The organism is Streptomyces sp. SM1 (assembly GCF_002910825.1).
In the GTDB taxonomy this organism is placed as follows: domain Bacteria; phylum Actinomycetota; class Actinomycetes; order Streptomycetales; family Streptomycetaceae; genus Streptomyces; species Streptomyces okerensis.
Window position 1 is genome coordinate 1 of the sequence record NZ_NEUB01000321.1, and the last position, 1,695, is coordinate 1,695.

Sequence of the window (1,695 nt, forward strand, 5' to 3'; positions counted from 1 at the left end):
CCCTTGGCCTCGTCGCCGAGACGCGGGCCGGCCAGCCAGCCCGACGTCACCGGGCCGATGGAGGTGTTGGACACCAGCGCGGGCTCACCGTCCGAACCCGTCGTGACCCAGCCGCCCCCGGACGAACCGGCGGTCATGCTGCACCCGATGCGGTACATCGTCGGATCGTTCGCCGCGATCGACAGCCGGCCGGGCCGGTCCGCGCACTGGTACAGGGTCTGTCCGTCGTACGGCGGACCGGCCGGGTAGCCGGTCGCCGTCATCTCCTCCATCTCGGCGACCGGGGGAGCCTTGAAGTCCACCGGCAGCGCCGAACCGACCGTCTCCTCCAGCGACTTGCCGTTTCCGCCCTTCTCCGGCGTCACATGGATGACCGCGAAGTCGTAACTGGCGCCGTCCCCGCCCGTGGCGCCGCCCTGCTCGATCCACTGGTCCGAGGTCTGCGCCCAGTCGCCCCACCACAGACCGTACGGAGCGACCTCCTTCTGGGTGGCGCCCTCGAGCTCCTTCGCCGACCTGCCCGCGTCGTTGTACGACGGCACGAAGGCGATGTTGCGGTACCAGCCGCCCTTCTTGCCGGCGTGCACACAGTGGCCCGCCGTCCACACCATGTTGGACTTGCCGGGGTTGGCCGGATCCTGCACCACCGTCGCCGAGCAGACCATCGTCCCCTCGGGGGAGTCGAAGAAGACCTTTCCGGCCGTCGGGGCGTTGGCGTGGTACGACGGCGCGACGGCCGCCGCCTGCACCGGCTCCGGAGTGGGGTCGGTCACGCCCTGGTCACCGGAGATGTCGTTCTCGTCGACCCCCTGGTCGGGCTCCTCGGCGTCCCGCATGCGGTCCGGGTCCCACAGGTCCTCGATGATCGGGTTGACGTAGTCCTGCGCCTCACGCAGCCAGTCGTCCTTGTCCCAGTTCTTCCAGGCGCCGTCCCGCCACTTGTCGATGTCGATCCCGTGTTCCTTGAGCCGGTCCCGGATGTCGTCCGGGATCTTCAGCTTGCCGTCGTCGGCGGCGGCGGTCGTGGAGGGATCGGCGCTCACGTCGGCGCCCCCCGAGCCGCAGGCGGTGGCGGTGAGGGCGAGCGCCGACGCGAGTGCGACGGAGGCCAGCACGGGGGAGGTTCTGCGCCGAGCCCGCCCCTCTCGGCGAACGGTGGACGACGGCCGTATGGATCGCATGATCTCCCCCTGGAATGAACGAACTTGGTGCTGCGGCCGTCTTCACGCCCGGACCCACGCGGGAGTTCACGGGGCTCCCACGGCCATCGGGAACGGCATCACACACTATGCGCTCGCTGTGGGGGACGTCCGACGGAACGGCAACGGTTCGGCTACAAGCCACCTGACCTGGCCGATCGTCCGGGATGCGCCGGTGTGAGGCCGACGGGCGCCCGCGTCGCCGGCGCCCGCCCGGACACCTGCCTCCGGGCGACCCGTAACCCCGTGGGCGGCCCGGGGTTGATAGCGGTGAGGGAGTCCGCTGCCCGCGGTCTCGTTCGGCAGCACAGGGGAGGGCGGAGGACGGTGACGCAATCCACGGCCTCGGGACGGGGGAACCGGGACCGGGGCGGCCCTGCCGTGGACTTCCGTGCGGGGCCACGGGACGACCGGCGAGGGCGCGGACCCCTGCCACCCACCGCCTGCCACCCACGGCGCCACCACGGAACCCGGAGCCGCCGACCGGTCCGCCTTC

The 1,695-nt window shown here is 71.6% G+C and carries 1 protein-coding gene; it reads right to left on the reverse strand.

Annotated elements, in window-relative coordinates; translation table 11 throughout:
* On the reverse strand, positions 1 to 1,181 hold a 1,181-nt coding region (locus B9S61_RS07730; protein WP_103541571.1), incomplete at its 3' end, for a serine protease.
* Positions 1,182 to 1,695 lie beyond the last annotated feature (514 nt).